A 25,622-nucleotide genomic window follows, 5' to 3' on the forward strand; every position below is an offset into this window, starting at 1 on the left:
GTCGCGACGCAGCGTCCGGGCTGGCATCAGGGTGCGCGGATCAAGGTTGTCGTCCAGACCGTCCCGTCATCGGCACGCACCTCGACCCCGTTCGGCTCGACAAATCATCTGGCGGCGACGAATCCTCCGGCACCGCCCCGGCATGTGCTGCGAAAAGCACGCAACGCCCCGCGCGCGTCGGCGAGGATCACGTCCAGGGCGGTTCGCCGGGCGAGAGCCCATGTCCCCTGAGGTCCGGGGCGAACACCTGGAAATCAGACAACTGCTCCTCGGCGAACACGCGCCACCGCCCGCCGTAGCCCTTCAGACCGTGCACCGCGACGATTGCCCGGCCGCTCTCCGGCCCGACGCGGTACACGTGCAACGACATGGTGGGTGACGATGGACGGCTATGGAGCAAAGAGCGATCTCACGTCGCCTTTGAGACTGATGTGTAGCCAGTCGCCGGGCGCTAGGGTCGCCGTACTGGCGGTGACTGGGAGGTTGATCGCATGGCGGATCCTTCGGACGGTATCGGGCTGGCAGAGGCGATCGCGGCGTTGCGTGATGAGCTGCTGCAGGCCCGCGCGGAGGGGTCCGGTAGCGACATTCAGCTTCCGATCGAGTCGATGACGGTTGAGCTGACCGTGACGGCGACTCGTTCGGCCGAGGGCAAGGCGGGGTTCAAGGTGCCGATCGTCGAGGTCGAGCTGGGCGGCGGTGGTAGCCGGCAGCGCGCCGATGAGCAGAGGGTCACGGTGGTGTTCGGCGGCCCCGTCAATCGCGCTGGCCAGCCGGTCAAGGTTGCTGGCTCGGGTGACGAACTCAAGGGGTAGTCGATTGGATGTGCCACTGGCGAATCGGCTCGTCGAGGTCATCGTCGACGCTGGCGAGGGCGTCAAACCTCGGTACCGGTACGGGTCAGGATGCATCGTGGCCGGCCGTACGGTGCTCACCGCCGCCCATGTGGTTGCCGCTGGCGTGACGGTGCGCGTCCGCACGTCCAAGAAGGAGCTCCGCGACGCGTCGATCGATGCTCGTTTCGTCGGCCAGGAGCATGGTCCGGCGCCCGATCTGGCGCTCATCGAGATCATCGATCCGTCGGTGGACTATCCCGCGCTCCGGCTGGCCCGCCTCGATCGGCAGAGCGCGGTCGAGGCCGCGGTCCAATGCCACGCCTTCGGCTATCCATGGTTCACCGAAAGGCCGTCACCGGCGGCGGTCCGCGAGATCGCCGATGCCATCGGCGAGGTTCCAGTGCTGTCGAAGCTGGCCACCGGGCTCGCGAGCATCCTGGTGCGAGACTCACCGCGCCCGCTGCCCCTGGAGGATTGCACGCTGGCCGAGTCTCCATGGTCCGGTATGTCCGGAGGGCCGGTCGTTACCGAAGGAAAGCTGCTGGGCGTGGTGATCGAGCATGCGCCGCGGGAAGGGCCGTCGACGATCACCATGGCGCCCATCAGCCTGCTCGAACACGATCCGGACTACCCATTGTGGGGGCCCGGAGTGAGTGATCCCGGCGCGTGGTGGAGCCGCTTGGGGGTTACCGGTATCGCCGACGTGGTGGTTCTGCCTCCAAGATCACCGGACGTTGCCGTCGTGCCCGAAGTCGAGCCCTCACCCGACGCGATGGAACATTTCCGTACGAAGTTCGAATCGGCCGGGTTCGCCCCGCCCGCGCGGTGGACGGCCGGTGCGCCGCCCGTGTCGCAACGGAGACGGTCGATGCTTGCAGGTACGGCGGGCCTGCTGGCTGCGTTGCTGACATTGCTGCTCTGGACGACGGCCGGTTCGGCACAGGTCAGCGCAATGTGGGGCGCGCTCGGCGGTGTGATGCCGTTCGTGATCGCCTTGGCCACGTGGGTCTTGGCGAAGCCGGTGTTGGTGGTCGCCGATGATGTGACCCTCATCCGCTACATGTCGACGACGTTGGCGGAACAGGAACGCTCGCAGGGCGTTCATGATCCGTGGCCTATGCCGGTCGTGTTGCGCGTCGCGGCGCATCAGTCGATGGATCGCTGGGACGTCATCCGCGGCGAGCCGGACGTCCGTACCCCAATCGAACTGGACGGCGACGTCCGAGCCATCGAAAAGGTGTTCGCCGCGATCCCCTCCGGTCGTATCGTGCTGGTCGGCCCGGGAGGCGCCGGCAAGACGACGGCCGCCCGGCGGCTGGCGGCCGCCTGCGCCGAGTCGTGGTCGCCGGGCGCGCCGATTCCGGTCATCGTCCCGCTCGCCCTGTGGGACGTCCACACGGTCGATCTCTCCGACTGGCTCGTCAGCTGGATGAGCGAGAACCTAGGCCCACTGGTGAACCGGCCACAGGCGGCACGACAGCTCCTCGACACCGGACAGCTGATGCTGATCATGGACGGATTCGACGAGATCCCGGCGTCCGTGCGCCCGTCGGCGCTCATCGCCGTCAACCGGCTCCTCCGGCCAGGCCAGCGGATCGTGCTGACGAGCCGGCCGAGCGAGTACGCGGCGGCCACCGCACGCGGCGAGGTGCTGCGGGCGGCGCCCGTGCTCGAACTCGCGCCGCTGACCCCGGCGGCGATCTGGGACTACCTCGCCGCGGCGGCGTCCCCGACGGCCGCGGCCGCCTGGCGGGACCTGCGCCGCAGGGTCGACGACCGGCATCCGCTGCTGCGCACCCTGGCCGTCCCGCTGTTCCTGAGCATGGCCCGCGAGCTGTTCGGCAGCGGCGACCGTGACCCACTCAACCTGCTCGACCCGCGACGCTACGCCGGCCGTGCCGCCATCGAGACGGCGTTGCTGGCCGCGTACGTCGAATACGCACTGGGCGAGCGCCTTCGCCCGGGGCGGCGCGGGGCGACGACCCGCCGGGTCCGTGAGGCGGAGCGGACGCTGCGCTTCCTCGCCCGCGCCACCATCGATTCGAAGGATCCGACGATCGCGTCGTGGCGGTTGCACAACTTTGCCCCGCGGCTGGCTGTCGGCGGCCTGTTCGGCGCGGTCGTCGGGGTGACGGCCGCCTTCGGCCTGACGCTGTCGTTCATCGTGTACCGGCCGGCGAACGCGGCGTCAGCGGCCGACCTGGTGTTCATGCTCAGCGCCCTGCTCGTCGGCGGCGTCGCGGCCGCCCTAGCCGCGCCGCCGCCAAAACCGGTGTTCACGCAGGCTGCGTGGCTGACTGCTGCACGCGGCCGGAGCCCGTGGCTCACGGTCCTCGGCGTGGTGGCGCTGGTCCTGGTACTTCGATCGGTGACACCATACGGCGTCCTCGATCAGGTCCTCGCGATCGCCGCGACGAGTTGTGTCGTGCCCTGGGCCATGCTGCCGTCCCGCCGGCAGCGACGGGTGGCGGACGCCGTCGACCGATACCACCGGGCGGTGGTCGCCGGTGTGGTGTTCGCCGTCGCCGCCACGATGGCCCTGCTGCAGCGATCAGCTCAGCCGGAGATCCCCGTGAGCGCCGCGCTGATCCTCGCCAGCGCGCTCTGCGGCTACCTCAACCACGACCGGCAGGCACACGTGCCGGCCCCGCGCAGGCCCCTTAGCAGTGTTCGATCGCGGGTCGCCGTGACCATCGCGGTGGCCATGGTCGGGCTAGTCATCGCATCCCGCCCGCAGACGGCTGCCCTCGTGGTGAAGGAAGTCCTCGGTGGGGCCCTTGACCTGGTCAGCCTTGGGCTGCCGGCGAGTGCCGGACTCAGCGACACCAAGCTGTTCGGGGTCGTGGTCGCCGCCGCGGTCGCGCTGCTGTCCGCCCAGGTCGGCGGCGGCCTCGCTGCGGCTCGGACGGACGGCCGGCAACCACGCCGGATCGCACCGCGCCTCCGCGACCTTCCCGAGGTGGCCTCCGGGCGAATCGCCCGAGGTGCCGCGGTCGGCGCCGTGCTCGGCTTCTCGTCCGACCTTCTGACGGGCTTCTTCGACTTCGTGTCGTCGCTCCTCGCCGGTGGCGTCACCCTGTCGCCACCGGTTTCTCCGATGGCCGCCGAGTTGCGGTTGACCGGCGTCGACCGGGTGTTCTCGGCGCTGGGCAGCAGCGACGTGATCAGTGCAGCGTTCCTGGGCGCGGTGATCGGTCTGCTGCTCGCCCTGCTGCGTTGGGTCCAGACACCAGTCGACACCGCGGACGCGGTCGACCACCGCGCAGTGCTGCGGGCCGACCGCCGGGTCTTCGTCCTAGCCGCCGCAGTGCCGGCCGTACTGTCGGTCTCCGCCGGCAACGCAGTCGTCGGCCACCCCGTCCCAGTCGGCGCCGACGCCTGGCTCGGCGTCGCCGACTGGTCCGCCATGGCCTTGCCCCGGTTCGCGCCGTATGCCACGCACCTGGCGAGTAGCCCGGTAGCGGGCGGCACGCTCGGCGTCATCCTCGTCAGCTCCTTCGTCATGAGCTTCGTCGGCGTTCCGCTGCTGCTGTACGTCACCCGTGACATCGCCTGGCAGCAGTACCGCTGCGCTCACGTATGGCTCGTCCTGAGCGGTCGGGTGCCGGTCCGCCTGGCACGGTTTCTCGCGTACGCCCAGACCGCTGGCATCCTGCGTGAAGTCGGCGGCGCATACCAGTTCCGCCACGAACGGCTGGCCAAGCACCTGTCAGGGCGGCGGTGACGAGCATTTCTGGTCCCTGAAGAGGCTGCGGCGTCCTCGCCGACCCCGACTCGAGGTCAGGGCGCACGGCGATCGTTGTCGGCACCGAATTCCTGGCCGTCTGGTGCTGGACGCCGAACGGGGAACCGCCCAGGACGCGCCGCTCCGTCTCATAGATCCTGAGTCCATACGCCCTTCGGATGTACGGCAGGCGGCAGCCAGAGTTGCGGCTGACGAAGGCGAACGACGTCCTCGCTGCCGGCATCCCATGTGCAGCGGCCGTTGCGATCCGGCCATACGACCTGGAGAAACGGGATCGGCGGCCGCCGGTAGAACGCGATGGCACGGCCGAAGAAGGGCGGCACCAGCGCAGGTCGACGGTCCTGAGGTGCACCGGCCACCGCTCGATCACGTCGTGTGTTTGGTCGGCCTCGACAGGCTGCCCGGCCACGGCCCGCCTCCCAATGTCGTTGAGGCAGGTACGCAGCGACTCGACATCCAACCCGAACATGGCAAGCTCCGGAATCCGGTGACTGTGCCACAGCCCGATCGTGTATGCCCAGCCCGGACCGTGCTCGTCCTCGGGGACCATGAGCACGCTCCAGCCGTGCTCCTGCACGTGGTCGACGGTGCCGGCCTCAGCAGGGTCGCGCTCGTCCCGGTCGCCATAGTCTTGGCACATGACGCAGCGACAAGCTGAATGCTCAAAATCGGTGCTACGTAGCAGTGAACGCCCTATGCGGCACCCAGATTCGGATGGTCTTGTCCTCGAGGTGCAGTTCGACGTTGCCGGGTTCGGTGAAGGTAAGCAGCTCAGCGGGGTTGCTGCCGGGCGCGCGGTAGGCGGTCCGGGCCAGGTACACCATCAGCGGAGTACGAAAGACGTGGGCCAGGCCGCCGTCAGGTTCGGCGGCGAGGTGGGCCAGGACGGGCCGCCAGCGGGCTGCGCCGTCGAGCTGTCCTTCGGGCAGGTATGCGGCGGCGTCGGCGGCGCTGACCGGCTCGATCTCAACTACCGCGGCCCGGGCCAGAGGGCTGCCGGCCTGGGCCACCGCACGCTGGTACTCGTCGGCACGGCAGGTCACCACCAACGGCCGGTCCCGACCGACGGCGGCGGTCAACGCCGTGATGGCCGGGGCCTGGGCCGGTCCGGCCATCTCGTCCAAGCCGTCCAGGACCGGCACGACCAGGCCCCGGTCGACCAGCCACATCGCCGCGTCAGGCCCGTAGCCGCCCCGGGCCCCCAGCGCCGGGTACAGCTCAACCAGTCGACGCACGAGCCATGTATCGAGGTGTTCGCGCCCGGGATCCCACGACGACACGGTCACCAGCACCGGCAGCGGGTCTCCGGGCTGTCGCCGGGCGAGCAGCCCCAACGTCAGCAGCATCGCGAGCGTGGACTTTCCCGACCCCGGTGACCCGATTATCGCCACCTGCCGAGCCGGCGAGTTCGCCAGCATCCGTGCCATGTCCTCGACCCGACCGGACAGCCGCAATCGCGTCACCCTGACCGGCGACGGGGGCAACCGATCACCGCCGACGATCTCCTCTGGCGGCACCCCGACCGGCCTGGATGTCGTGGCCCATCGCACCGCGCTCGGGTCCAGGTGGCCCAGGCCCCGAGCGCTCAACTCCGCCCGCCATTGCCGGGCCACCTCTACGGCCAGGGCGTCCACCGCACGCCCGAGCATCCCGGCCGGATCTACAGGCTGCACCTGCATCGCCTATACGGTTGACCAGCCGCTCATGCCAGCGCCGCGATCGCCACAGCCAACCCGCCGACGCTTCCCAGCCGGTCGAATTTGTCCAACCAACGATCAGGTCCGAACCCGAAGAACGTCAACAGCCCGGCGAGGCCGATCACTCCGCACACGTTGGCGAGCCACCATCGTCGCGACCGCAACTGGTTGCCGTCCGCCACCACGCCACAATGCCAGTCAAGCGCCGACGCCTGCTCATCCAACCGGACCGATCCCTTCGGTGGCGCTCGACTTCGAGGGTGGTGGCGAGGCCGCGTTCCACGAGGTGGCCGCCGCCGCGGTCGACCCGTCAGCCGGCTGACTGCCGGGTCGCCGCGTCGAGGTCACGGCGGAGCTCGGCTGCCTCCTCGTCGCGTCCCAGTCCGGTGAGGATTAGGACGAGGTGTTGATAGGTGATCAGTGCGGCCTGTGCGGCCTGTGTTTGTTCGGGGTCGGGCGGGTCCCCGATGAGCTGGGCGTAGTGCTCGATGGCCTCGTCGCCGGCGGCGAGCCCGCGTTGCAGCTCCAGGCCGTACGAGGCCGAGACGACGGTGTAGAGCAGCAACGCGTCGGCCAGCGCGGCCCGTCTGCGGCCGTCAGCGTCGGTGAGCACGCGGTACGCCTGGACCGCGCCGTCCAGCAGCGTCAACGCGCGGGCCGGCTCCTCGTCGGCGCAGGTACGCCCGGCGTTCAGCAGTCCTGCCGCCGCGCCGTCGAGAACGGCCGACAGCTGGGTCCTGGCGAACGTGTCGGCGGCTCCGAGGATCGGTGCCACCAGTTCTCCGGCCTCGGTCCAGACCAGCACCGCGTCGTCCGTCCGCCCTTCGTCCGCCAGCCCGTTCGCGAGGTTGTACAGCGTGATCGCAAGGTGAGCGGCGTGCTCGGGATGTGTGCCGGCCAGGTCGCGGTACGTGCTGGCGGCCTGTTCCAGCGTTGCGAGTCCTTCCGCCGGGCGGCCGACGCGAGCGAGCGTCGAGCCGAGGTTGGTCAGCGAGGCCGCGTACTGTCCGGTGTATTCACCCGGGTCTACCTCGGCCAGCGCGCGGTAGATGTCGCTGGCCTCGCGGGCGGCGTCGGCGGCCTCGTCGGCCCGTCCCAGATGCAGCAGCGGATCCACGAGATTGACCAGCGACAGGGCCAGGTCCGGCCGATGGCCGGGATCGGCCGTTGCGAGTTGCCGGCGGATCTGGAGGGCGCGCTGCTGCGCGTCGAGGGCTTCTTCGTGGCGGTCCAGGCGGAGCAGCGCGAGACCGACGTTGCTTTCGATCCCGGCGATGCCGGGCAGCTGCTCCTCGGTGGGCTCGCCCGCGCGCCGGAGCAACGCCAGCGCCTCCACGCCTGCGGTCCACGCGGCCTCGTACTCGCCGGTGCGCACCAGTGGCTCGACCAGCCCTCGCAGCGCGGCGGCGAGACCGTCGGTGTGCCGTTGCGGGTCGGCCTCGGCCAGCTGCCGGCAGATCGCGTGTGCGGCCAGACCGGCCTGCACGGCCGCACCCGCGTCGCCCAGTCTCAGCTGCACCGCGCGCAGCTCGGCGAGGGTCCGCGCCAGGTCGGGCAGCAGCTTGCCGACGTCCGCGTGCCGCTGGACCTTCCCGGCAAGGGAGCCCAGGGCCCGGGCGAGGTTGGGCAGGTACGCCGTGGGATCGCTCTCGGACAGCACGCGATAGATCTGGCAGGCCTCGGCCGCCGCGGCGAGCTCCTCGTCGCGGCGGGCCGGGGCGTTCGGGTCGGGTGGCTCCTCGAAGCGGCTGCCGCGCCAGTGCGGCACCAGCTCCCACACCGGTGTCGGCCCGAGCGTGCCGCCGGGGCGAACGGTCAGGTTGCCGGTCTCGGCGGTGGTTTCGAAATCGGCGGTGACCATGGCCTGGTGTCCCGACCATTCGACGCCGGCGATCAGTTGCCAGTGCACCCGGCTGCGGTCCTCGGTCAGGGGCGTCACCACCAGGTGCAGCTCGGCGCCCGCCGCGACGGTGACCGGAAACTCCGGCGTCGAGTCAGCGCCGGGGACGGCGACGACCGCAGGCGGATCGTCGTCGAGATACAGCTCCAGCTGCGGATCCGACAGCGCGCTGTAGCGTTCCAGTGAGCGGGCGCGGGCGTCGCCGAGGTCGGGTGCCAGGATGAAGTGCAGGTCGCCTTTGCCGCCCGGCTGCGGCGTCAACGAGACGCCGCCGTCGAACTCGGTGGGGACGCGGCGGCTCACCTTCGCGGCCAGCCCGTGCAGCACCACGTCGTCCGCCGTCGGGTTGGCCACCGTTACGGTGAGCCGATACCCGCTAATCGGCACGTGGACCGGGCGAGGTCCGACCGCGGTGCTGGGATCCAGATTCATGAAGGCGTGGGAATGGACGACGACGGACATCCGGAACGACGGCGCGTCGGGGCTCACCATTGCAGCGCCCCACGCGGTGGCCGGGCTATCACCCGGAACGGATACCCGGCGAGGTCGACCGGGACGGTGCCGCGCCGGCCGCCGCAGACCCAGTCCAGCTCCAACAGCCACGTCACGTCCCATTGCATAGTGCGTACCTCGATCTCCAGCACCTCGGGGTCGTGCGGGGCAACCGTGAGCGGGAAGTCCACGCTCGAGCCGTCCTGCGGCACGAGACGGGGCGGATCGTCGTCCAGGTTCAGCACGAACGGCCGTACCGGGGCCATGCCGGCGTGCGGGCTCAGCTCCCCGCTCGGCGGCCGGCGGTCGAGCACTTGCGGGCGCATCGCCTGCAGGACGACCGCGCGCTCGGCCATGCCCTCGATGGTGACTCGCAGCGTGAAGCCGCTGCACGGGACCTCGATCGGGCGGCCCGCGTCATCATCGACGATCAGGTAGTGCGCCCTGCGGACCGCCACCGTGACAGCCACCGGCACCACTTCGGGCACACGCCGGGCGCGTACGGTCCGGACGGCGGTCAAGATCAGGTCGACGGCAACGCCGGACAGTACCGCGGCGGCGAGGCCGGCCAGCCAGGCCCGGGCACCGGACGGGGCCCACACGACCGCGACGGCGATCAGCCCCGCGCACGCGACCGCGATGACGACCGCCCAGACCCACCGACGCCTCAATTGCCGACCTCCGATGGCACCGGTTCCGCGAGCCGATCACGTCCGCGTCAGCGTATCGGCACGAAGCGTCACCAGGCACCGGACGATCGTCCATGCTTGCCCATAGAGCCGGGCGGCGGGGGTCAACCACTATTCAATGTGGACTACACCGTGGCCAGCATCGCCCGGATCTTCTGGCGGGTCGGCGCCAGCGTCGCGCCCTCGGCACCGTGAGGCATCGAAGTGGACGTGCCCACGAAGGTCCGACAGACCGGCTTGAAGCATGTTGAGGGCATAGCGGGTTTCGGCGGTGCCGAGCCCGCAGCGGGTCGCGATGTTCGGCAAGGGCGGCGGGGTGGCGAGGAGTAGGCGCGCGGCCGCCGCGGTGCGGATGTCGCCAACGTAGCGGCCCGGGGTCTGACCGAGGTTCGTCAGCAAGGCCGGTTCGGCTCCAGTTTCTTCGAACTCGATCGACGCTACTCGCCACGTGGAGGAGGTCAAACGACGCCACCCAGCTGCCACTCCCCTACCCGTCGTTGCAAACGCGCAGGGCCTGTTCAGCATCACCAGCCAGGGCTACGTCCGGTTACCGGCATACCTGGCGAAGAGATCACTGGTCGCTGATGCTCCCCGCACCTCCGGTCGTAAGCAGATCAGAACAAGGCAACGGCTCATAGGCTGTAGCGATCGACGTCCAGGCGCAGCACATCATTCGAGATCAACAGCGTGGGCATTGGTGCGTGTCAGCCCCCGGCACGCACCTCACCCCACCACCCAGCTCAACACGTGTACGGAGCCATCGAGCCACTCGACGAGTCGAACCCCACGCCCCAAGCCTCGATCCACCAATGCCGCGCCAAGGGCTGAGCCAGTACGGCCTGCCGTACCCGACGGCAGTGATAGCGCCACGCAGGCGACGAGCCCGCACTTACGCGCGGGCAGGTGAGTTCGCCGGGATCGAACTGGTCGCGCTGCCCGACGACCCAGACAGGGCATCGCCACCACACTCGTCACCGCCCAGCGGGAATCCCGACCAGCGCCTCGCCTTGTCAAGCACCCCGCTACGGCAGCGTGAGCCTCTCACGGCGCCGGCGTTGCGCATCGCCGACAACGCACAGGCCCGCGCGTCGCTCCGGCTCTTCCCAGCGGGCAGCACAACCGGCCCCTGTCCGCGGACCGGCTCCACGAGCGACTTGCCGGGCTGGGCGTCGACCGGACCCTACACACCCGCAACAGCGCGCTCGCCGCCCAGCTCGGCCTTTCATGGTCCGCCGCCGCCAGCGGATCAGCTTCCTCCTCGGGCAGCGCCGCAACCTGCAAGCCACATACACCGCAGGCACCGCCCAGCGCATGGCCGAGGTGGCTTCGTTCGCGACTTTCAGCGCCACGCTGCCGACACCGCAAGCCGCCATGTTCGTAAGAACCGGCGCCACTGCCCGATCATGACCGCCCGGCGGCGCCGACGGTCACACCCGCAGCCGTTCACGCTACGTATAATTGATCATGACGTTGCTCGAGCGCGAGGTGCGCGGATCTGCCGATGTGAGAGCATTGCGGCGGGGCGGCTATCGTCGCATCTTGAGATAATCGGACACGTCGCCTGCAGTTTCCAGAAGGGCCTGGCCTTCCGGGCTGAGTTTCAGAAGTATTCTCAGCATGGTTCGTATTGATCCGCCTTCCTCAAGGTCAATGACTCCTTGTTCGACGTCGGATGACGTAAAGGGCTTGCCTTCGAAGTAGTTGTGCGCGCTAGCAACGAAATCGTGCCGGCGGGTCCATCTGGCGCCTTCCGGATCCCGCTCACGAAGCCACCACATCATCGCGTTTCGGACGGCCGGCTGCCGCAGCACCGGGTCGGCACGCCGTTGTTCACGTGCCGCCACGTAGTCGATCCCCTTGCTCGTCAGGCGGACGGGGCATCCGTTTTGCGGGTAAGGATTGTCCACCGACATGATTTCCACAGTCGTCCGGACCGGCTGGTTGTATATAGTTGCCAAAAATCCGTCTTGGACCGCCTGAGCCAAGATGGAAAGGCCGATCTGCAGGGGAATGCGCCGTTCCTTGAAGAAGTGCCCTATCCCTATATAGGCATTCTCGTGCATGCGCCGCGGCATCCACTCGAGAAGGTCGGCTTGAATTTCCTCAAACTGTCGCATACCAGTACCTCCGTACGCGGATCTGAGACCGGTGGTGTCGGGGCTTGCACCCAGGCGCATCGATGGTCTCATGAGAAGTCGGTTGCGAGGCGATGCCCGCGACGTCGCTGACCAGAGGCGCCTCAACCGTGGTGTGACCGGATCTCATAGGTCCTTGTCAGCCTGCGGATGCAGGATGGCTCTGGAGCGATCGGCGGGTCAGCACTCTTCGGATCTGACCCTGGTGAGGTCTTGCGGCAGACCGTGCGCCCGCTGGTCGTGAGGAGATGTAACAGCTGATGGGATGACGTGCCTTGGCCACGAGGCCGGTGAGCACCGGACTATGAGATCGCTGACGTCTCCTCCGCGCTTCCACCAGACTGTCCACAATGGAGGAGGTTGAGTTGGACGAGCTGATGTGGATCGGTGACGACTGGGCCGAGGACCACCACGACATCGAGATCCAGGGTGACGGCGGCCGGCGGTTGGCCCGGGCACGGCTGCCCGAGGGCCTCGAGGGCATCACCCGGCTGCATGCGCTGATCGCCGAGTCGATGCCGGCATCGTGGGTACAACTCGACCCGGCGCAGGCCGCCGGCCGGATCCGGGTCGGGATCGAGAGCGACCGCGGCGCCTGGGTGCAGGCGCTGCGCGGCGCTGGTTACCGCGTCTACGCGATCAATCCGATGTCGGTGGCTCGGTACCGGGAGCGGCACTCCACTTCCGGGGCCAAGTCCGACGCCGGCGACGCTCACGTCCTGGCCGAGATCGTCCGCCTGGACCACGCCCACCACCGTGCGGTCGCGGGGGACAGCCCGGCCGCCGAAGCGGTCAAGCTCGTCGCCCGCGCGCACCAGAACCTGATCTGGGACCGCACTCGCCAGGTGCTGCGGCTACGCGCCGCGCTGCGGGAGTTCTTCCCCGCCGCCCTGCAAGCCTTCGACGACCTCACCGCCGGCGACGCCCTCGAGCTGCTGGACCGCGCACCCGACCCGGACCGGGCCGCCCGGCTCCCACGGCTGACCATTGTGGCCGCGCTGCGCCGTGCCGGCCGCCGCAACCTCGACGCCAAGGCCGACGTGATCCAGCAGACCCTGCGCCAGGACCAACTCCGCCAACCCAGTCCGATCCAGCACGCCTACGCGGCGATCGTGTCCAGCCAGGTCCAACTCATCAACATCCTCAACGTCGAGATCGCCGAGCTCGGGCAGGTGGTGGCCGATCATTTCGGCCAGCACCGGGACGCTGAACGCTACCTGAGCCTGCCCGGACTCGGACCAGTGCTCAGCGCCCGGGTCCTCGGCGAGTTCGGCGACGACCCCACCGCTACACCGACAGCAAGGCCCGCCGCAACTACGCCGGCACCTCACCGATCACCCGCGCCTCCGGCAGCCGCCGGGTCGTGCTGGCCCGCTACGCCCGCAACCGGCGTCTCGGCGATGCAGTACACCAATGGGCCTTCTGCGCCATGCGCGGCTCACCCGGCGCCCGCGCCTACTACCAAGCCCTACGCCAGCGCGGCACCGGCCATCAGGCCGCCCTCCGCCAACTCAGCAACCGCCTCGTCGGCATCCTCCACGGCTGCCTCAAGACCGGCACCACCTACGACGAAGCCACCGCCTGGGCCCATCTTCAACCCACCCCTTGACAAAACAAAACATGGGATGTCTGCCGCCGATCGTGCGCTGGGCTGTGTTTCGGTCGTTGTCTGGCATGCTGTGCGGTCATGCAGATCGTGCTTCAGCGGGGTGACCTGACCGACCAGCGCGTCGATGCGATTGTCAACCCGACCGACAGCAGACTCACCGGCGGCGGTGGTGTCGACGCGGTGATCCACCAGCGGGGCGGTCCGGCGCTACACGCGGACTGCGGGGCGCTGCTCGCGGGCCGGTACCGCGACGGGTTGCCAGTCGGGCAGGCGGTCGCCACCACCGGTGGTGATCTCCCGGCCCGTTGGGTGATCCACACTGTCGGTCCGGCGTACTCCGTTGCCGAGGACCGCACTGCGTCACTTGTGTCCTGCTACCGGGAGAGCCTGCAGGTCGCCGACGCGCTCGGCGCGGTGACCGTTTCGTTTCCGGCGATCTCCACCGGTGCTCACGGGTGGCCGGTCGAGGATGCTGCTCGGATCGCAATCGGTGCGGTGCGGACCGCCCGCACTGGCGTGACCGAGGTGCGGTTCGTGATGCGTAGCGTAGACGCTCACCTGGCGTTCCGCGCCAATCTTGAACCTACCGACGAAGAGATCGCGCTCGCACTGGCCGCGAAGCCAGCCATCCGGTGGCGGGAGCTGTTCGCACTGGCCGACCGGTTCACTCCACAGGATCTGCGGGTGGAGTGGACGGGTAGTGGCGAACCTGCGCCGGGAGTGCTCACGCTCCACTACCCGGACTACAGCCCGGCGGTGCGGGAGGTCGTCCGGATGTTGAGCGAACTCGACGTCGTGGTGCCGTTCAACTGGTCCGCCTGGCACACCTCCAGCCCGTTGTTCCCGGAGGCGACCGGCCTGGCAGAGGCGCCGGTGGCTGACGCAGCCAGGCTGGCCACGACGTACATCCGTGGCGAACGGTTCAGCGACGGCGCGATCGAGCAGGCCCTGCAGAACGGCGCGCTGCTCGCAATCCTTGCCAGGTTACGTCGATGGTTCGAAACCGAACATCCCGACCGCTGACATGATTTGCTTCGATGTCGTAGGAACGCCAGCCACGCGCGCGACGCGCACAACCAGACCAGGTCGGCGACGCCATCCTGGTCTGCCACGATCCGAGCAATGCCCTGCAGGCTGCCCTCAACTGGTTCGGTCAACCGCTCGTTCCTTCGCCAAGTCATTGATGACCCAGCGAAGCGCCGACACTGCGTTCGAGTATCGGAGGTACCGCGGGTTCTGGTTTGACTTCGGCTCGCACCGCTCACGCATACGGCGGAGTTCGTCGATTATCTGCTGGAGTCGCTGCTCGTCCGTCATGCCGATCATCGTTGCGCTGCACAGGTCCGGCCGACAAGGCGCGCTCATGCCGAATACAGCACAGCCGATCATGGCGGATTTCAGGCACGTCGGATTGACCCGGCCGCCGCCATGACCTCGCTCAGTTGTTCATTGCTCAGCCGTCGCGCCTGCCAGGCCAGCGCGGCGATCTCTTTGCTCGCCGGGTGCACCCGCGCGTCCTCGACGACAGGGCCCACCCCAGTCAGCGCGACCACATCGCTGGGCTGATAGCCGAGCATGTGCGCGAACGCAGTCACGTACTGCGGGGTGATCACGACCCTGCCGTGCCCGAGTTCCGCAACGGTGAAACTGGGGACGTACGGGCCGTCGCCGACCGCGGCGAGGATGTCCGCGTTGCCCGGGCGGATGTTGCGATTGCGGAGCAACCGCAACAGCAGCGCTCCAGGGGTGTCCAGGTAGTCGTCGGTCGGTGCAGGCCCGCTCCGCGGCTGTTCCGGCAGCGATCTGACCAGCGTTTCAAGCTGCCTGCACTGGCCGGCATTCATCGAAATGGCGTGCCGGAGGATCGAACCCACGTCCCACGGCGCGGTCGGCCACGCTGAGGCGAGGTCGTCCGGCACCGGCAGCCCAGCGATGACGAACAGGTCGGCAGCATGGATATCGAGCGCCGGCGCCAGTTTCCGGACGAGGGCCGGGCTTGGCACCGCACCGTCGACAACGACGGCTGCAAGCTCCTCATCGGGTACACCGGCATCCCAGGCGAGGAGGGTTCGCATCTGCGGGATCGACGAGTTGACCCTCGGTCGACGGTGCGACAGGAGGCGCCACAGCCGGACGCCGAACGGTGAACTCCCCACGACGTGCGACCGTACCCCCCAACGGTGCTGTTTGCCGTCCCTCCGGCGATGGTTCGAGCCCGGCCGCGCAGCTTGTCCGAACCGCCTGATCACGTGCGCGCTCATGCCGCGGACAACGCGCGGCCGCGTCAGCTGGTGGGGTCGTACGACCAAAGCACCGCTACGTCCGGCTTCATGCGCAGCCACAGGGTCGATGCCGGCGAGCCGTCCGGAAAGTCCAGACGCAGCAGTTCGCGACCATGGATGCGCTCGACGCCGACACTGCGTACGCCTCGGAGAGCCAGGTCGAGCAGCTCAGCGCCGTTGGGCGCGACACGTAGCCGGAGCCGGACGACCTCGTATCCGGGCGCGATGTACATCTCGATGTCGTAGCCGGCCCGCGTGCTCTGGAACGTCACGGCCGTGTAGGGCCACAGCTCGCGCCAATCGAACTCATAGTCGGCCGTACGCTCGCCCTCCACGTACCGATAGACCGGCTCGGCCTCGAATAGCCAGATCAACTCCTCGTAGCTAGGGACGGGATCCATGACCACCAAACGATGATCACATGCCGTGCGAACGGTTCGCGAGGCATCCGGATCTGCCGCAACTGCTGCATGTCGGCACTCCCGTGCTGGTCACCATCGGTAATGGAAGCGACGACGCCGAGGCTTGCTGTCCTGCCGATGAGCGCGCACAGGCTGCGGCGGAAGCTGTGGTCTCGTCCGTCCGGGGTCCGGCTACGATCCGTTGCGTGGCTTGGCGTGGTGATGCGGCCGTGATGCGTGACGGTGTGTGGCGTAGCTATGGATCCAAGGCGCTCGGGTTCGCATTCGAGGCGTATCTGGTGTTCGGGCCGGACGTGGCCGCGACCGTATTCGAGGCTCATCCGGCTCGACAGCCCGACCGCTGGAACGACGAGACGAAATGCGAGGCCGCCGCGCTGGTCGATTTCGACCACAACGAGTTGATGTTCTTCATCGACGCCAGCTACGGCTACGCGCGCCGAGAGGCGATCCTCCGAGCTGTCCAGCACAGTTGGGAGTCGTGGACCATCCGTTGGGCCTACAAAGGACTTCTCGACATCACCGAGGCACTCGGCGTGGCGCAGCCACACCGCGATCCCTGGTCTGCCGGGCCACCGCCGCAGGACTGGTGGAACCCGCCGTCACTTATCTCAATCCGCGACATCGGCGGCGTCCGGCTGCATACGTCGGCCTCCGCCCAGCCGTGGCGACGTGGACCGCAACTGCTGAACGACCCGATGGACGCACCGCCCAACGATATCCCCGACTGGATGCCACGGGCGGGCATGCACATCGACGTGGATGACAGGTTCGTCGGCGTGTGGTCGACCGCGCCGATCCTGGACCTGCTGGAGGGGTTCGGCCAGGCGTGGCCGGAATGGCGGCTGGAGTTCTGGCAGCACCACTACACCGAACAGGTCCGCCGCTGCGATGACGCCCCGGCGTTACCCGATTCGGCATCGCGTATACACGCTGACCGCTACGCCGTCGTACAGAGCACCATCCTGCAATGGGCCGACTGGGCCGTTGAGCGGAGCGAAACCACGCTCGCCGGCCGCCGGGGCAGACGCAACCGACCGCCCCGGCTGGACCCGCACGAGCGGGGAATGCTTCAGGCGGGCGTGAGCTTCGAACGGCTCGATCAAGCCTGCCGACGGATCCTGGAACCCGAAGACCCACCCGGCACGGAGCTCGATGACCACTACGACTGGCTGCGTCCACTCGACGTGCGGAAACGGCCACCGATGCAATGGGTAACGCTGAGCTGATCACCCACACCAGCGCCCGAGCTGTAACGGGTCGAACGTGTTCCGCCCCGGGTTTGATGGAGACATCGAAACCTGGGAGATGATGCTGCTGTGCCGGCACCGAAGAAGTACGACGATGAGTTGCGTGAGCGGGCGACCCGGTTGGCGGTCGAGGCTCGCCGGGATCCGGTGTCCGCGGTCGGGGCGATCCGGCGGATCGCTGATCAGCTCGGGGTGCATCCGGAGGCGTTGCGGACCTGGGTGAAGAAGGCCGAGACCGACGCCGGGGACCGTCCGGGTACCACCAGCAGCGACGCCGAACGCCTCGCCGCTTTGGAGCGGGAGGTCCGCGAACTGCGGCGGGCGAACCAGATCCTGAAGTCCGCGGCGAGTTTCTTCGCGGCGGAGCTGGACCGTCCGTCGCGATGAAGGTCGGCTTCGTCGACTCCCAGAAGGAACAGCACGGTGTCCAGCCGGTCCTGCAGGCGCTGGAAGGCACGCCGGCACAGATCGCACCGTCGACCTACTACGCCGCCAAGACCCGCCCTGTCAGCGCCCGTTCCCGCCGCGACGAGGAGCTGACTGTGCTGATCAAGCAGATCCACGCGGAGAACTACGGCGTCTACGGTGCCCGCAAGGTCTGGCACGAGCTGCACCGCCGGGGCGTCGAGGTAGCCCGGTGCACGGTCGAGCGGCTGATACACGCCGCCGGGCTGCGCGGGCTGCTGCGCGACAAAGCACCGCGCACAACCCGGCCGGCCGCCGAAACCGACCGCCCTCGTGACCTGGTCAACCGCGTCTTCACCGCAGCGCGTCCGAACCACCTGTGGGTCGCGGACCTGACCTACGTACGCACCAGCGTCGGCTGGGTCTACGCCGCGTTCGTCCTGGACGTGTACTCCCGCATGATCGTCGGCTGGCAGGTCGCCACCAGCCTCTACACCGACCTGGCGTTGGACGCGTTGAAGATGGCGATCTGGCGCCGCCAACATCAAGGCGCTGAACTGCATGAACTTGTCCATCACTCGGACCGCGGCATGCAATATCGCGCGATTCGCTACAGTCAGCGGCTCGCCGAGGCCGGCGCCGTCGCCTCGGTCGGCTCGAAAGGCGACTCGTACGACAACGCCATGGCCGAGGCGTTCAACTCCCTCTACAAAGCCGAACTCGTCCGCAACAAGGGTCCGTGGCGCGGGCTCGACGACCTGGAGATGGCCACCGTCGAGTACATCGACTGGTACAACAACCGACGGCTTCATGGCGAGCTCGGCCACGTCCCGCCGGCCGAGTACGAAGCACGACACGCGGTGACCCAGCCGATCACCGCACCCCTGAAAACCAGCTAACCAACTCTCCATCAAACCCGGGGCTTGACAAGGGGCGTGGTGATGTGCGGCCGTGACCGGGCAGGATCAATCAAGAGGGCGACCACGCCACCGGCCGGTGGGGGTCAGACACAGAACGATCTCGTGCCCGGTCACGTCCGAACCTGTTCACGCCGCCGCCCTCCCGGCCCGGGTGAGAGCGCGGATGTGCCCGTCGCGCAGGCCGTAGAAGACGAGGGTGAGCAGTTTGCGGGCCACCGCAACGGTGGCGATGTTGCGGCCGCGGCGTTCGCCGATACGGGCCTTGGTGGTGGCGAGCCAGCCGGTGTGGGCGGCGCTGTGCGCGGCCTCGACCGCGGCCCACCGCACCAGGGTGGATCCCTGCTTGGTAATCCGTCCACGATGGACGGTGGTATCGGACTCGCGGTGCCGTGGGGTGAGTCCGGCCCACGACGCCAGCTGCGCCGGGCCGCCGAACCGGTCGACGTCGCCGATCTCGGCGACGAAGATCGCCGCCAGGACCGGGCCGACACCGGGGATCGCCTGGATCGCGGTGAACCCGCGGTGCCCGGCAAGCCGGGACCGCACCGGCTTGGCGAGGGCGTCGATCTCGAAGGTGACAGCGTCGATGAGCCGGCACAGCGAATCGACCCGGCCGCGGAACGCACCGTCCAGCGGCGCGGCGGCGAGCAACTCACGCCCACCCACGCCGAACAGATCGGACACCGCGATGTGCAGACCCTGCTTGGCCAGCACCGCATGCACCGAGGCCTTCAACCCGCTGCGCAACGCCACCAGTTTGGCGCGATGCCGGACCAGCTCCCGCAACTCGCGGACCGCCGGCGGGGCGATCCACGCCTCCGGCAGCCGACCCATCCGCAGCAGATCCGCGAGATCGGCGGCGTCGCGCACGTCGTTCTTCACCCGCCGGTAGGCGAACCCTTTCACGCCCAGCGGGTGCGCCAGATGCACCGCGGCGCCGGCCTCAGCCAGCACGTCCGCCGCCCAGTACCAGCCGTAGGTGGCCTCCAACACCACCTCCGGATGTTCGCCGGCCTTCGCGATCTCCACACTCAGGGCGACCGGGTCGTTGTCGATCCGGACTGTATCGAGCCGTTCCCCGGACCCGGTCATCCGCACCAGCACCGAACGGCGCCGGTGCAGATCCATCCCAACGATCTGCCGACCGTCGTATCCTGCCTGCACGTGGGGCCTCCTTCGTCGTGAGACGTGAGCACCCCGAGCATCCCCCCGGGAGCCACGAGGAGCGAGGCCCCGCTCCTTCATGCCATCAAGAGGCCGTGAGTAGGGGTGTTCTAGAGTGGGTGGCGGCGGGTCCGGGAAGTGGCTTCTCCGAAGTGCTGGCTGTCGGGATTGAGCCGGCCGCGCTGGATTGCAGAGTCGCTCCCGCTTGCCCTCCCGGGCCCGTCCGCATGCGTCGTGCGTCGGTGATCATCTGTTGATAGACCACATTGGACAGTCGGCGTTTGAGGCTACGCATAGCTTCCATGGAGGTTTTGCCCGCGGCCCGCTTTCGGCGGTAGTAGGCGCGGCCTTCGGTGTCGTTGCGCAGCTGGACGATGGCCATGATGTGCAGCACCCGGTTGATGCGCCGGTTCCCGGTCCTGGAGAGTCGATGGCGGTGTTGATCGCCGGAGGACGCGTCGATGGGTGCGGTGCCGTTCCAGGACGCGAAGTGGTCGCGGCTGGCGAACCGGTCGATGTCTCCGATGTCGCCCAACAGCCGGGCAGCGCCGGACGGTCCGATCCCGTTGAGCTGCTGCAGCGTGCTGCCGGTCGATGCGATCAGCTCGGTCAGCTGGACGTTCGCGGCCTTGATCTTCTTGTCGATGACGGCGATCTCGGTGATCAGCTCCGACGCCAGCTGGCGGCGGGTGCGCCCGACGATGTCACGCGGCCGGACGGTGTTGAGCAACGCGCGGGCCTGCGGTGCGGACAGGAACGTCTTGGCCCCGCCCGGGACGAGCTCGAGCAGCAGGTGATGCAGCCGGCTCACCGCGTCGGTCCGGGCGCGCCCCAGCGTGTCGCGGCGGTCGACGAGCAATTTCAGGGCAACCGTGGTGTCCTCGACAGTGACTTGCCGCAGACCGCCGGCGCGTAACGCGGCGACCGCCACGCAGTGCGCGTCGGCCGGGTCGGTCTTGCGGCCCTGGGCGGTGTCGAACAGCCGCGCCCGGGCCGACAGCTTCGCCGGCACGTCGAGCACGGTCTCACCGTCGGCGACAAGCCGCTGGGCGACGTGCCGGCCGATGCCGTTGCAGCCCTCGACCGCCCAGACCCGGTCCTTGTACTGCCGACCGGCTTTGAGCATCGCGGCGTAGCCGCCACGATCAGTGCCGAAGCGTCCCTGCGTAAGGACCTTCTCCCGGCTGTTGATGACCTCGATGGTCGCGGACCGCTTGTGCGGATCCATGCCGATGACAACGCGGGCCATGCCAGTCCTCCTCGATCTGACGAATGCTGATGTCAGCGAGGAGGGCAACGCTACTTTGAGCTGGGCATACCCCTCTTGAGCCTCTCCGCGCCACGGTGACCGGTAGGACGCACGCCATGAGTGAGCCACACCAAACCGCGGTGGGCAGCCGCAGATAGAGCGATCCTCCCGGTCACCTCGACCAAGCCTGGCCGGGCTGCGGTCGTACCGCCAGTTAACAAGTAGTCCTTTGTGTCCTTTGTGGACGCCCTGGTGGGTGGAAAATTGGGTGTGGCTGCCCGCCGACGTCGTCGCGGCTTGGTTCGATAAGACCGTCAAGTAGTCTGACGCTGGGAGCCGGTTCCAGGGCCCTGCACTGTTGCCTCGAGCACGCGAGTCCGCCTCTTTGTTGTCCCTCGGCCCCGCGGGCAGCCACCTGATAGGTGTCCGCGTGGTGCACGACGAGGAGCAAGAGGATGGAAGCAACCGACGAAACTATCCAGCTTGTGGAGCGGGTCGCCGCACTGGATATCGGCAAAGCCAGTCTGATGGCATGTATCCGAGTACCCAACGAACGCACCGTGGGCAGGCGCCGGCAAGAAGTGACCGAATACGCCACGACCACCGGCGCGCTGCTTCGCCTGGCCGACCGACTCCGTGAACTGGGCGTGACCAGGGTGGCCATGGAGGCCACCTCGGACTACTGGAAACCGGTGTTCTATCTGCTCGAGGCCGAGGGACTCCAGTGCTGGTTACTCAATGCCACACACGTGAAGAACGTGCCCGGTCGACCCAAGACCGACAAGCTCGACGCGGTCTGGCTGGCCAAGGTCGTCGAACGAGGCATGTGCGCACCCAGCTTCGTACCACCCAAACCGATCCGCCGACTGCGGGACCTGACCCGATACCGCCGATCGTTGATCCGGGACCGGACCCGGGAGAAGCAGCGTCTGGAGAAGCTCCTGGAGGACGCGCAGATCAAACTGTCGGTGGTCGCTTCGGACATGTTCGGGGTCTCCGGGCGGGCCATCCTGGCCGCGTTGATCGCAGGGCACCGCGACCCGGTTGTCCTGGCGGAACTGGCCCGCGGTCGGCTGCGTTCGAAGATCAGCCAGCTGCGAGAGGCATTGACCGGTCATTTCCAGGACCACCACGCGCTGTTGTGCGCCAAGATGCTCGACCGTGTCGACGCCATGACCGCCGACATTGCCGAGGTAAGCACCGCGATCGAAGCCGCGATCCGCCCCTACGAAGCTCAGGTCAACCAGCTCGATGAGGTCACCGGCATCGGCGTCACCTGCGCTCAGGAACTCATCGCCGAACTCGGCGTGGACATGACCGTCTTCCCGACCGCCGCGCACCTGGCATCCTGGGCCCGGTTCGCGCCCCGCCACCGGCTTCCTCTGGGGCACGTCACCATGACCGTGTACCCGATCATGAGCCCCGAAGTGGGCGCGTAGCGTCGCCTGTCAGCGGATCATGGCCTGAAACGTCGTCGGTCCATTCGGCGCCTGCGAGTCGCCTACGCGACCCTGCTGGCCTGCGCCGCCGGCACGGTCGCCACGCAGCGCCCTGGCGCCCGCCGCAGAGCGTAACCGCCGAAAAGCTTGCAGTTACATCGAAATATTGAAATGCTACGCAGTAGTCGGGCACGGGGGTGCTGAACCGGCTGCTGTCGCACTCCCATGCCCGTTCGCAGGTCGGGCCGCCCCGTACGCCCGGGCGGTGCCGCGAACAGAGAGGTATGGGTTTGCCGAAGATCTCACGCTGGCCGCACCGATTGCGGATCGCTGCGACGCTGGTCCTGGTCACCGCCGGTGCAATTGCGCTGACCCCGCAGGCGGCGTCCGCCGCGACGTCCGGACCCCTCGCCGTCGGGCAGGCCGAGCCCGGCGACATCAACGTGCTGAGCATCGACGCCACGAACGTGAACACCCCAGTGCTCGTGCGGCCCTACCTGGTCGGGGCCGGCACGGCGGTGGCAAAGCAACGATGGACCTTCGAGGAGATCCCCGCGGGGGGAACCATCCCCGCACAGACCTACCGGATCCGCAACGCGTCGGCCGGCAAGTGCCTGGAGAAGCCGCTGTCGGCCGGGGATGTCGACGGTGCCGCCGTTGTCATCGCGACCTGCCAGTCGGCCAGCAACCAGTACTGGTCGATCCCCACCGACTATCCCTTCGGCGGGTATCAGCTTCGCAGCCTCCGCGACGGTCGCTGCCTCGACCTGTACAACAGCGACGACGGCGACCCGGTCATCATGTGGGAGTGCGACGGCATCTACAGCACCCAGCTGTGGAAGGTCCGCAACGGCCCGTTCGACTGCAACGACCGGTCCGTGACCGCGATGTGCGCCCGTCCGAGCGCGCCGGTGTTCGGCGTGTTCGCCACCTGGCGGCAGTACCCGGTCACGTTCACCGCCGGCGACTACTCCGACATGGCGAACTACACCGGGTGGGACACCATCAACTTCAACAGCCCCGAGGACAGTTTCGACTACCTCGAGGTCGGCTGGCGGGCCCGGCACGACGCGCCGACCAGCCAGACCGCCTACGACGCCTACTGGCTGGAACAGGGCCTCGTCGGCGACGACTACATCTACGAGGAATACAGCCTGGCCAACCAGCCCGGCGGCTCGACCGCGAACGGGCGCAACCACACCTACATGGCATTGAGCAACGACCAGGGGCAGTGGGACATCCTGTACGACTACAACGCCGTCGGGGTGACCCATGTCGCCTCTGGTAACCGGCTCAGCTACCTGGAGTCCGGTCTGATGACCCCCTACCCGGAGCGGTTGACGCTGACCGCGCCGTTCGAGCACCGGATCCAGTTCCTCGACGGCAACGACGTCTGGCGCCGCCTGTACCTCGGTGAAACGTCGAGCCAGGAGCAGAACGCGTGCGGCGCACCACCGACCCCGATGTCATGGAACCTGCCGAACACCCCGCCGTACTGCTTCACCAGCACCGTGAAGTCCGTCGCCGGGGACGGCGTCACCAACCTTGACGTGTACACCGTCGACAAACCCACGACCGCCGCCCCGGCCGCGGTCCCACCCGCCGCTGCGCCAACCACTGCGGCGACGACGCACAACGGCGTCGACCAGCGTGCGCTCGCCGACTGCCTGGCCCAGGACGCCGGCCAGTGCCTGCGCACCGTGCCCGGACTGGCGGCGTGCGTCGCGGCCCGCAAGGTCTGCAATGTGACGGTGGCGGCGAGCCCTCGTGCGAACGCCCGCGCTCTTTCGCCTGGCGCCGTCCGGGCGGCGGCCGGTTCGGTCCTGTCGGCCGACGTCATCTCGCGTAGCTCATCGAAGACCGTCACCGCAGCGCAGTACCGGAAGATAGCGCCGCGGGCCCTGGGCTCGCTGCCGGGCGACGAGTCGATCGTCGTGATCTCCGGCGATGAGACGGTGACCCGTGTCCACGGCCGTGCGATCCGGCCGGCCCGTGGTTACGTCCTGGCCTACGACGGGCGCACCGGCGTGTTGCTGCATGCGTGTCTCGGCGCGGCGTGCGGACGGCCCTGACCCCTTTCCCTCCCCTCGGTGCGGCGGGGCGTCTCTGCGCGTCCTGCCGCCGCGAAAGGACACCATGAGCATTCGTAGGATCATGCTTGGTTTCGGGCGCGTACTTGGTCGTGTGCGCGTGTTCGGTTTGGCGCTCGTGCTCGGTATGGGGCTGGTTGCCGCGATCAGCCCCGCGGCTGCGGCGGCCCCGGTGGACGTGGCCGCGCCGGCGGCCGGCGCCGGCTCGTCGGGGCGCATCCAGTTCAGCCGGCTTGAGGAGGACGACTTCGAAACGCAGTGTCTGGCGACGCCGTCGGCAGCGGTGGACCCCGGCTGGTTCCCCGACCGGTTCGCGCAGTGCCGGCGTGGCACCGGCATCCACGACGTCTTCGACGCCGACAACGTCAAGGTCGGTGAGGTCCGTGTCAGCCTCATCATCATGGGGTTCGCCGTCGACGGCGACCGGAAGGTCGACTACTCGGTCCGGGTCCTCGGCATTACCAAGGTCAACGCGCCCGACCTGGTCCTCGGGACGGTGAGCATCGGCATGTGGTTCGCCTGCGGCGTGTCGCTGACCCCGTGCGCCGAGCCGGCCGCGCCCAGCCGCGTCGACACCGTCTCCGGCTGGCTCGCCGTCAACTACTTCACCACCATCCTGAGGTCACCGGAGACGGCGGACCCGGGCGACCAGCGGGTCCAGCGGCGCTTCGCCCTCGTCCTGGACCTGGCGACACCCGGACAGCCGTTCTTGCCAGGGCCGCCGATCGAGGCGATGTACTCCAACGTCCGCTACGACTCGGCCAAGTATGTCGGCAAGTTGCGGGGCACCGTGTTCCTCGACCACCGGCTCGTGTTCGTCGTCGACGAACGCCTCGAGAACCAGGACGAGAGCGCACAGCACATCCGGCAGGCCTTCGACCACCCGGTGCTCACCTTCCCCAGCTGGGCCGGGAAGTCCGTCCCCGGCAAGGACGACGGGATCCCGAGCGCCGACGACGAGCCCCTGACCCGGATGTACAACCCGGCGTTGAACGACGCCAACCGCGCCCGGTCCCAGCAGATCTGCAAGAACCTCTTCGGCGAGTGGGACGGCGACCTGGTGAATTGCGACGAGTTCCCGTTCGCCTCCACCTATGAGGGCTCGAAGAACGGCACCGAGGCCAACAACGGACTGCAGCGCTTCTCGGTCCGGCTGATCGACGCGGCCGACAATCAGTACGTCGGTCGGCAGATGCTCGAGGTCGAGTTCTACCGCCCGCTGCGGATCCTCGACGGCGACAAGTACTTCGTCCGCGTGGTGTTCTGAACCGGCCCGCCGGGACGGTGGGTCCACCACCGTC

General features: G+C 68.4%; 19 protein-coding genes and 2 pseudogenes. 9 read left to right on the top strand and 12 right to left on the bottom strand.

All coding sequences use genetic code 11. From position 1 onward, the window contains the following. Nucleotides 1-187: 187 nt before the first annotated feature. On the bottom strand, nucleotides 188-370 hold the full coding sequence (locus tag ACFPIJ_RS29300; protein WP_380119516.1) for an alpha/beta fold hydrolase: 183 nt from the start codon (nucleotides 368-370) through the stop codon (nucleotides 188-190). Between the two features lie 121 nt (nucleotides 371-491). On the opposite strand from ACFPIJ_RS29300, the gene ACFPIJ_RS29305 reads away from it, so the two are divergent. Continuing rightward, on the top strand, nucleotides 492-815 hold the full coding sequence (locus tag ACFPIJ_RS29305; RefSeq protein ID WP_380119518.1) for a trypco2 family protein: 324 nt from the start codon (nucleotides 492-494) through the stop codon (nucleotides 813-815). Continuing rightward, complete coding sequence (locus tag ACFPIJ_RS29310) at nucleotides 721-4,560, top strand: trypsin-like peptidase domain-containing protein (protein WP_380119520.1); 3,840 nt, start codon at nucleotides 721-723, stop codon at nucleotides 4,558-4,560. Before ACFPIJ_RS29305 ends, ACFPIJ_RS29310 begins: the two co-directional genes overlap by 95 nt. Nucleotides 4,561-4,709: 149 nt before the next feature. Here ACFPIJ_RS29310 and ACFPIJ_RS29315 read toward each other — a convergent pair. The 7 genes and pseudogenes from ACFPIJ_RS29315 to ACFPIJ_RS29345 form a co-directional block, all read right to left on the bottom strand. Beyond that, nucleotides 4,710-5,221, bottom strand: a pseudogene (locus ACFPIJ_RS29315) (DUF4262 domain-containing protein). A 34-nt stretch (nucleotides 5,222-5,255) separates the two neighbouring features. Beyond that, entirely contained in the window at nucleotides 5,256-6,260 is a 1,005-nt protein-coding gene (locus ACFPIJ_RS29320) for an NACHT domain-containing protein (RefSeq protein ID WP_380119521.1), read from the bottom strand. 23 nt (nucleotides 6,261-6,283) lie between these two features. Then, nucleotides 6,284-6,502, bottom strand: a complete 219-nt coding sequence (locus ACFPIJ_RS29325) for a hypothetical protein (RefSeq protein ID WP_380119523.1) — start codon at nucleotides 6,500-6,502, stop codon at nucleotides 6,284-6,286. Nucleotides 6,503-6,588: 86 nt separating this feature from the next. Further along, the gene (locus ACFPIJ_RS29330) at nucleotides 6,589-8,532 is read right to left on the bottom strand and encodes a tetratricopeptide repeat protein (protein WP_380119525.1); all 1,944 of its coding nucleotides are present in this window, start codon (nucleotides 8,530-8,532) and stop codon (nucleotides 6,589-6,591) included. Nucleotides 8,533-8,663: 131 nt separating this feature from the next. Further along, complete coding sequence (locus tag ACFPIJ_RS29335) at nucleotides 8,664-9,341, bottom strand: hypothetical protein (RefSeq protein WP_380119527.1); 678 nt, start codon at nucleotides 9,339-9,341, stop codon at nucleotides 8,664-8,666. Between the two features lie 129 nt (nucleotides 9,342-9,470). Beyond that, on the bottom strand, nucleotides 9,471-9,821 hold the full coding sequence (locus ACFPIJ_RS29340; RefSeq protein ID WP_380119529.1) for a hypothetical protein: 351 nt from the start codon (nucleotides 9,819-9,821) through the stop codon (nucleotides 9,471-9,473). Between the two features lie 1,064 nt (nucleotides 9,822-10,885). Further along, nucleotides 10,886-11,476 (bottom strand): hypothetical protein, encoded by a 591-nt coding sequence (locus ACFPIJ_RS29345; RefSeq protein ID WP_380119531.1) that lies wholly within the window; start codon nucleotides 11,474-11,476, stop codon nucleotides 10,886-10,888. 392 nt (nucleotides 11,477-11,868) lie between these two features. Here ACFPIJ_RS29345 and ACFPIJ_RS29350 point away from each other — a divergent pair. After that, nucleotides 11,869-13,103, top strand: a pseudogene (locus ACFPIJ_RS29350) (IS110 family RNA-guided transposase). 78 nt (nucleotides 13,104-13,181) lie between these two features. Continuing rightward, a complete protein-coding gene (locus ACFPIJ_RS29355) occupies nucleotides 13,182-14,126 on the top strand; it encodes an O-acetyl-ADP-ribose deacetylase (RefSeq protein ID WP_380119533.1) in 945 nt (314 codons plus the stop codon). Between the two features lie 374 nt (nucleotides 14,127-14,500). On the opposite strand, the gene ACFPIJ_RS29360 is transcribed toward ACFPIJ_RS29355, so the two are convergent. Then, the gene (locus ACFPIJ_RS29360; RefSeq protein WP_380119535.1) at nucleotides 14,501-15,178 is read right to left on the bottom strand and encodes an XRE family transcriptional regulator; all 678 of its coding nucleotides are present in this window, start codon (nucleotides 15,176-15,178) and stop codon (nucleotides 14,501-14,503) included. A gap of 209 nt (nucleotides 15,179-15,387) precedes the next feature. Next, nucleotides 15,388-15,792 (bottom strand): hypothetical protein, encoded by a 405-nt coding sequence (locus ACFPIJ_RS29365; RefSeq protein ID WP_380119537.1) that lies wholly within the window; start codon nucleotides 15,790-15,792, stop codon nucleotides 15,388-15,390. A 14-nt stretch (nucleotides 15,793-15,806) separates the two neighbouring features. Here ACFPIJ_RS29365 and ACFPIJ_RS29370 point away from each other — a divergent pair, with 14 nt between their 5' ends. Beyond that, nucleotides 15,807-17,033 carry a hypothetical protein gene (locus ACFPIJ_RS29370; protein WP_380119539.1) on the top strand — a complete coding sequence of 409 codons (1,227 nt, stop codon included), beginning with the start codon at nucleotides 15,807-15,809 and terminating at the stop codon, nucleotides 17,031-17,033. 90 nt (nucleotides 17,034-17,123) lie between these two features. Further along, nucleotides 17,124-18,358 (top strand): IS3 family transposase gene (locus tag ACFPIJ_RS29375; protein WP_380119541.1). Its coding sequence is split into 2 segments (ribosomal slippage): nucleotides 17,124-17,403 and nucleotides 17,403-18,358, totalling 1,236 coding nucleotides; the frame shifts between segments, so codons are not numbered across the junction. A gap of 147 nt (nucleotides 18,359-18,505) precedes the next feature. Here the strand turns inward: ACFPIJ_RS29375 and ACFPIJ_RS29380 are convergent. Both ACFPIJ_RS29380 and ACFPIJ_RS29385 read right to left on the bottom strand, forming a co-directional pair. Beyond that, nucleotides 18,506-19,543, bottom strand: coding sequence for an IS110 family RNA-guided transposase (locus tag ACFPIJ_RS29380; protein WP_380119543.1), 1,038 nt, complete (start codon nucleotides 19,541-19,543; stop codon nucleotides 18,506-18,508). Between the two features lie 85 nt (nucleotides 19,544-19,628). Then, nucleotides 19,629-20,840, bottom strand: a complete 1,212-nt coding sequence (locus ACFPIJ_RS29385) for an IS110 family RNA-guided transposase (RefSeq protein WP_380119545.1) — start codon at nucleotides 20,838-20,840, stop codon at nucleotides 19,629-19,631. Nucleotides 20,841-21,247: 407 nt separating this feature from the next. On the opposite strand from ACFPIJ_RS29385, the gene ACFPIJ_RS29390 reads away from it, so the two are divergent. The 3 genes from ACFPIJ_RS29390 (at nucleotide 21,248) to ACFPIJ_RS29400 (ending at nucleotide 25,588) form a co-directional block, all read left to right on the top strand. Further along, complete coding sequence (locus ACFPIJ_RS29390) at nucleotides 21,248-22,231, top strand: IS110 family RNA-guided transposase (RefSeq protein ID WP_380119547.1); 984 nt, start codon at nucleotides 21,248-21,250, stop codon at nucleotides 22,229-22,231. Between the two features lie 290 nt (nucleotides 22,232-22,521). Beyond that, on the top strand, nucleotides 22,522-24,303 hold the full coding sequence (locus ACFPIJ_RS29395) for an RICIN domain-containing protein (RefSeq protein ID WP_380119549.1): 1,782 nt from the start codon (nucleotides 22,522-22,524) through the stop codon (nucleotides 24,301-24,303). 118 nt (nucleotides 24,304-24,421) lie between these two features. Further along, nucleotides 24,422-25,588 (top strand): NucA/NucB deoxyribonuclease domain-containing protein, encoded by a 1,167-nt coding sequence (locus ACFPIJ_RS29400; protein WP_380119551.1) that lies wholly within the window; start codon nucleotides 24,422-24,424, stop codon nucleotides 25,586-25,588. Nucleotides 25,589-25,622 lie beyond the last annotated feature (34 nt).

It is taken from the genome of Dactylosporangium cerinum, from assembly GCF_042653625.1.
Taxonomy (GTDB): domain Bacteria; phylum Actinomycetota; class Actinomycetes; order Mycobacteriales; family Micromonosporaceae; genus Dactylosporangium; species Dactylosporangium cerinum.

Excerpts from the sequence above, each read along its gene's own strand:
- ACFPIJ_RS29300 (WP_380119516.1), bottom strand. The coding sequence starts at position 370 with ATGTCGTTGCACGTGTACCGCGTCGGGCCGGAGAGCGGCCGGGCAATC.
- ACFPIJ_RS29305 (WP_380119518.1), top strand. The coding sequence starts at position 492 with ATGGCGGATCCTTCGGACGGTATCGGGCTGGCAGAGGCGATCGCGGCG.
- ACFPIJ_RS29310 (WP_380119520.1), top strand. The coding sequence starts at position 721 with ATGAGCAGAGGGTCACGGTGGTGTTCGGCGGCCCCGTCAATCGCGCTG.
- ACFPIJ_RS29320 (WP_380119521.1), bottom strand. The coding sequence starts at position 6,260 with ATGCAGGTGCAGCCTGTAGATCCGGCCGGGATGCTCGGGCGTGCGGTG.
- ACFPIJ_RS29345 (WP_380119531.1), bottom strand. The coding sequence starts at position 11,476 with ATGCGACAGTTTGAGGAAATTCAAGCCGACCTTCTCGAGTGGATGCCG.
- ACFPIJ_RS29355 (WP_380119533.1), top strand. The coding sequence starts at position 13,182 with ATGCAGATCGTGCTTCAGCGGGGTGACCTGACCGACCAGCGCGTCGAT.
- ACFPIJ_RS29360 (WP_380119535.1), bottom strand. The coding sequence starts at position 15,178 with ATGCGAACCCTCCTCGCCTGGGATGCCGGTGTACCCGATGAGGAGCTT.
- ACFPIJ_RS29370 (WP_380119539.1), top strand. The coding sequence starts at position 15,807 with ATGCCGTGCGAACGGTTCGCGAGGCATCCGGATCTGCCGCAACTGCTG.
- ACFPIJ_RS29390 (WP_380119547.1), top strand. The coding sequence starts at position 21,248 with ATGGAAGCAACCGACGAAACTATCCAGCTTGTGGAGCGGGTCGCCGCA.